The 4,709-nt window shown below is 34.2% G+C and carries 8 protein-coding genes; 2 read left to right on the top strand and 6 right to left on the bottom strand.

Annotated elements, in window-relative coordinates; all coding sequences use genetic code 11:
• Nucleotides 1-313: 313 nt before the first annotated feature.
• The 6 genes from AB0N14_RS39500 to AB0N14_RS39475 all read right to left on the bottom strand — a co-directional run bounded on the left by AB0N14_RS39500 (nt 314) and on the right by AB0N14_RS39475 (nt 4,084).
• A complete protein-coding gene (locus tag AB0N14_RS39500; RefSeq protein ID WP_012898380.1) occupies nt 314-484 on the bottom strand; it encodes a hypothetical protein in 171 nt (56 codons plus the stop codon).
• A 179-nt stretch (nt 485-663) separates the two neighbouring features.
• The gene (locus AB0N14_RS39495) at nt 664-1,026 is read right to left on the bottom strand and encodes a hypothetical protein (protein ID WP_312258060.1); all 363 of its coding nucleotides are present in this window, start codon (nt 1,024-1,026) and stop codon (nt 664-666) included.
• 17 nt (nt 1,027-1,043) lie between these two features.
• Nucleotides 1,044-1,616, bottom strand: a complete 573-nt coding sequence (locus tag AB0N14_RS39490) for a hypothetical protein (RefSeq protein WP_312258059.1) — start codon at nt 1,614-1,616, stop codon at nt 1,044-1,046.
• Between the two features lie 161 nt (nt 1,617-1,777).
• Nucleotides 1,778-1,984, bottom strand: coding sequence for a hypothetical protein (locus AB0N14_RS39485; protein ID WP_011675329.1), 207 nt, complete (start codon nt 1,982-1,984; stop codon nt 1,778-1,780).
• Nucleotides 1,985-2,002: 18 nt separating this feature from the next.
• Nucleotides 2,003-2,185 carry a hypothetical protein gene (locus AB0N14_RS39480; RefSeq protein WP_003132807.1) on the bottom strand — a complete coding sequence of 61 codons (183 nt, stop codon included), beginning with the start codon at nt 2,183-2,185 and terminating at the stop codon, nt 2,003-2,005.
• A gap of 369 nt (nt 2,186-2,554) precedes the next feature.
• Nucleotides 2,555-4,084 carry a hypothetical protein gene (locus tag AB0N14_RS39475; protein WP_366030518.1) on the bottom strand — a complete coding sequence of 510 codons (1,530 nt, stop codon included), beginning with the start codon at nt 4,082-4,084 and terminating at the stop codon, nt 2,555-2,557.
• Nucleotide 4,085: 1 nt separating this feature from the next.
• Between AB0N14_RS39475 and AB0N14_RS39470 the strand changes: the two genes are divergently transcribed.
• The gene (locus AB0N14_RS39470; protein ID WP_010905115.1) at nt 4,086-4,574 is read left to right on the top strand and encodes a YdeI/OmpD-associated family protein; all 489 of its coding nucleotides are present in this window, start codon (nt 4,086-4,088) and stop codon (nt 4,572-4,574) included.
• Between the two features lie 17 nt (nt 4,575-4,591).
• Nucleotides 4,592-4,709 (top strand): 50S ribosomal protein L11 methyltransferase (locus tag AB0N14_RS39465; RefSeq protein ID WP_366030519.1); only part of this gene is annotated, 118 nt, incomplete at its 3' end.

Below are 4,709 nucleotides of genomic sequence, written 5' to 3'. Positions count from 1 at the left end.
AAAAATTATTATTCCTCATAGACTATTTCCCTTCGTCAAAATTATAACATAAAGATAAAAAACAGGGAATTGAGCAACATACAACTTTAACTAAAAACACGTTTCTATTAATATATTAAAGTTCATATCATCCAAGGTCCAAGGTGACACTTGTAAGTATCACCTTTATTATTAGTCCTAAAATTTATAACAAAAAAGCCCGCTGAGAACGGGCTTTAAAAACTGATTTCTTAACTACTATTATATCATAGCCCTTTTGGGGACTTTTTATTTGTTTTATATTTTGTATTGCGATGAAACTAAACTTACAAGGCTATTTTTCACGATATCCTCGCATATAATTTTTCATATATTCAGGATTCTTTGTTTCCCATTTTTTACGAACTTTCTTACGAGCTTCTTTTCTACATTCTTCGCTACAATATCTTTCTTGCTTGGCGGTATTGAACAAATTTTTGCAAGTTTTGCACCGAATAACGCTCATTTTTCTTCCTCCTTTCTGCTTGTTAAACACATACACGAGAAAAAATGTACAGTGACGGCGTGAAGTACGAGCTGACCCAGAGGGAGGGGGCTATGCCCCCATAGTTTCTTTAAAAATATTTTCAGATTTAAAAAATAAAATTAATAAATAATAAATTAATATAAATATTTTTTTATTAATTATAAACCTTTTAGTAAGTTGCTCCATGCTTGCTTTTCTCGTTCCGTCTTGTCGGTATCGACTCCGTGCTTGCTTTCATATTCAGATTCAATCTGTTGCATAGCTTTTTGTTTAGCAGTTTCAATTTCTTTGTCACGCTTTAACTTATTATCATTGTAATTTCTTTCGGCAACTTGTTTCATCAATCCATTAATCTCATCACGTTCGGCGTTCGCCTTATCTCTCATCTTGTCAAAGGCTTCTTTGCTCCGCTGTCTGCTCGTCTCCTCTAGTTCTTTGCGTTCAATCTCTGCGCCTTTTCGGATGTCCTCAACCCAATTGCCTGTATGTTGTTGGCTGTTGTCTTTGATTGTTTCTGTCATGGTGTCCCCCCCTTTTATTATGCGTTCATATCATCAAGAAATGTGTTGCCAAGATATTTAAAGTTATAAACATTTCGGACTGAGTTGTTTCGTTTATACTCTACCGCTCGCGTTATTCTGGTACCGTTTGACGCTACTAAACAATCGGCGTCTTTGTAAACATCATACTGCGCAATACGTAACAACTCATCAGCTTTATGGTAGACCGCATTAGATTCATCAGCCAATGACTTGAGTTCTGCCATTAGCTTAGCGCCCTTAATATTCAACTCATCTTGTAACTTATCGGCAGCCTTTTCAATATCTGAGACCAATTGATTATAATCATCTTTGGTCACTAATGGAGTGCTTTCCAATTTGTCTAACTGTTTTTGATACAATTCAATAGCGTGTTGTGATGTCCATATATCCCCCTTTGCTTTATCATAAGCTACTAAGTCAGCGATCTCCTCGGCTTTGATTAATTCATCATTAGCGATTTTTAAGGCTCTTTCCGCTTTTTCTTTATTATTTTTAAACTTCTCAATTTCCAATAAATTACCGTCCTTTTGATTGATAAGTTCTGCTTCAATTTCTTCAAATGTTTTCATTGTGGTTTCTCCTGTATTTATTTGTTAGTAAATATATATTATAATCGGAACTATTGATAGTTCCTGTAATTCCCTATGTTTATTAGGTTGATAGCTGTTTTTATAAGTTAGTTAAAACAACTGATTTTGGTGGGTGTCTTACCCTCATTATTTCTCCTTTATTATTCTGGTACTGTACCAAGTGGCCCACGTTTTGCGACTTTAATCGCCACAACATGACTTCCATTAAATACGGTAGTGCCTAGTTTAAATAACTGGTCAGGGTCATCTTGCCATTTGCCAATGACTTTCATATTATCCAGTGTCTGATTAAAGACAAATGCTGATGCATCATTTACTGTGTAAACCATAATTACTTTGTCGCTCATTTTTTTATCTCCCTATGTTTAAACTCGTTTTATTGAAACAATATTTTTTATGTTAAATAAATAGCCACCTAGCCACTCCGCATTTTTATCAACTAAAAGTGCATGACTAAATTTCTCAAATTCCTCTTCATCATAAGGAATATTAAATGGCATTTTTTCATTGACTGTAAAGACTACTGTCTTTGTAAAATTAAAGCTCATTATCAAACCTCTTTTTCTAAATTGGTATAGCTTTTTTCATTTGCTAACTATTGGTTTCTAAAATCACCACAATAGTTACATATTATTTAAGAAAATAGTTATGAATAATTACGCTTTTAAAACCTCTCAAAACCCTGTTATAAAGCCATAGTTACGATAAATACATTAATTACACATTTTTCCTTTATATAATATAGAATATTAAAATCTAGTATCCATAATTGGTATAATTAACTCAAACTCTTTTATAATAAATTACTATTTTACTCAATATTAAAAGTGTATTTTGCGTATTTTCTGTAACTATCCTTTTATATAGCTGTTTATGAGTATCAAAAAAACATAACTATTTGTAACTAAATTACACTTTTATGGTGGTTCATACATTGTTTCAAGAAATGCTTCAACTGCTTTTGCAGTACGTTGAGGGTTACCAATTGCAATAACACGAAAAGATTTTCTTTTTCCTTCAAAAGTTGGAAATGTACGAACCGTTTCAAAATATCCAATAATATCAAGAGCTTCTTTTCTTCGTTTAGGACTTCCAGCACCGTAATAGGTTTCTTTCAATAGCTTCTGAACCTCATCCGTTTTGATTATTGTCTTGTTCCCTTTGATGTGTTCCTCGATAATATAAATTTGCACATCGTCAAAATCAAAGTGATCACTACTGAAGTTATCCATTTCCACTTGCTTGAAATTGAACTTAAATTTATTCTGTCTCCAATAGACAAATGAAGAATATAAAGCAGCCACTCCTGCAAGCGCCGTTGCTTCTCGACTGGTCTCAGATACTCGCTGTTCAGTGAAAGCCTCCCAGTAGGGTGCAAAGATTGATTCACGTTCGCTATCAGTCTCTCTTTTTGGACGATTCTTAAAAGCAATGTTCACAGCCCTGCTATTCATTTCAGAAGAAAATAATACTTTTTCATTTGAATCAATAGACAGTACACCAGTCAGATTAATATCCGCATAGTTTTGGCCAATACCTCGACCACGATATGTGCTTTCAGTAGCCAGTATTTTCAAATAACGTTCTAAACTCTTTCCAATTTCTCCTGATTCAGTCACCAGTAACATTTCCCCTCCATCAAATCCAGCCCAAGCCATTGCGGCCGTTGCCTTATTTGAGAGTTCGTCTAGGTTGACATGTTTCGTATCAAAAATGGATGAAATTACTTTATGACGCAAGCCTTTACCAGTACGTGTCCCAGATTTACTGACAAAGAACCTTGTCTTAGTAATCTCACGACATGCCACCAGCATTTGATAGATTGGCTGTAGTTGCGCATTATGCAAGCTGTCTACATCATCTATCACCATTCCTAAGTAATTAGCGTTCAAGATTGACATTTCAATTACATCAGAGAGCTGACAATCAAACACTTTAAAGTAACATTCATTGTCTTTGATAGAACAATTTTTTAAAATTTTCTTTTGATGCAGATCCATTTGAAAGTCATGACAAGCAATAATCGATGCTTTTATTTCTTTAAGAGGTTTTAGCTTTATCTGTTCATCTATAAAAGATATAATTTCTACAACTTCACTAGCTGTGAAGTCAGAACGCTTGCCTAATTTATATTCATGAGCAATATCCATCTCTGACAATCGTTTGAATTGTGAGGTTGAAATATCATATAAATATCCATGATGCAAAGCAATCTTTCCAAATAGATAATCTAAAATCACATTGACAAAACGAGGAATACTTTTACTTGATTTTAATGTAACTACTTCTTTATCTTCTCCATCGTCAGTTTTTTCAGCTTTTTTATTAACTCCACCGTAGAAAATAGATACAGTATTTTGACCATTGTTTAAATGCAAACTAGGTCTTTTGATTCTTTTATTTTCTCCTGTAGACTTTACTGACAGGAAAGAGGACTTTAAGGGCACTATGAAAAGTTATAGTTTTCAAGCTGAACTGGAAATTATCGGTATCAATCCCTTTGTGGCTGTACCGCCAGATATTTTGCAGAAAATATTTCAGGATTCAGGACGAGAAAAATCGCCCATTCCTATTTGTGGTCAGATTAATGAAAAAACTTATCAGCAAAATCTAATGTTTTTCAAAGGGGATTGGCGCTTATATGTCAATACGACGATGCTGAAAAATTCGCCTAAAAGAATCGGGGAAATCTTTGATTTTACAATTTCCTATGATTCAGAGCCACGAATTGTCAAACAACCACAAGTTTTAAGTGAAGCATTAGCCAAAAATCCGGAAGCAAAAAAAGTATTTGACCAATTAATTCCCTCTAAACAAGTTGAAATTAATCGTTATATTGCGAGGTTGAAAACAGAAGAAGCTATCGAGCGAAATGTTAGGCGAGCGATTGGTTTCTTACTGGGAAAGAACTCTTTTGTAGGCCGAGATAAACCATAGAAAGAAAGATGAAATAAATGAATAATTGGAATTCAATCACAATAAAAATCAGTCGGGAAGCCGGAGAGGCCATTTCAGCTTTGCTGATAGAGGCGGGGTCAGCCGGCGTTGAAATTAATGACAGTGCTGATTATC

The sequence above is a fragment of the Streptomyces sp. NPDC051104 genome (genome assembly GCF_040682835.1).
Lineage (GTDB): Bacteria > Actinomycetota > Actinomycetes > Streptomycetales > Streptomycetaceae > Streptomyces > Streptomyces cynarae.
Note: the sequence above shows the minus strand (reverse complement) of the source record. Positions and strands in the feature narration are given on the sequence as shown.

Excerpts from the sequence above, each read along its gene's own strand:
- AB0N14_RS39500 (WP_012898380.1), bottom strand. The coding sequence starts at position 484 with ATGAGCGTTATTCGGTGCAAAACTTGCAAAAATTTGTTCAATACCGCC.
- AB0N14_RS39495 (WP_312258060.1), bottom strand. The coding sequence starts at position 1,026 with ATGACAGAAACAATCAAAGACAACAGCCAACAACATACAGGCAATTGG.
- AB0N14_RS39490 (WP_312258059.1), bottom strand. The coding sequence starts at position 1,616 with ATGAAAACATTTGAAGAAATTGAAGCAGAACTTATCAATCAAAAGGAC.
- AB0N14_RS39485 (WP_011675329.1), bottom strand. The coding sequence starts at position 1,984 with ATGAGCGACAAAGTAATTATGGTTTACACAGTAAATGATGCATCAGCA.
- AB0N14_RS39480 (WP_003132807.1), bottom strand. The coding sequence starts at position 2,185 with ATGAGCTTTAATTTTACAAAGACAGTAGTCTTTACAGTCAATGAAAAA.
- AB0N14_RS39470 (WP_010905115.1), top strand. The coding sequence starts at position 4,086 with ATGAAAAGTTATAGTTTTCAAGCTGAACTGGAAATTATCGGTATCAAT.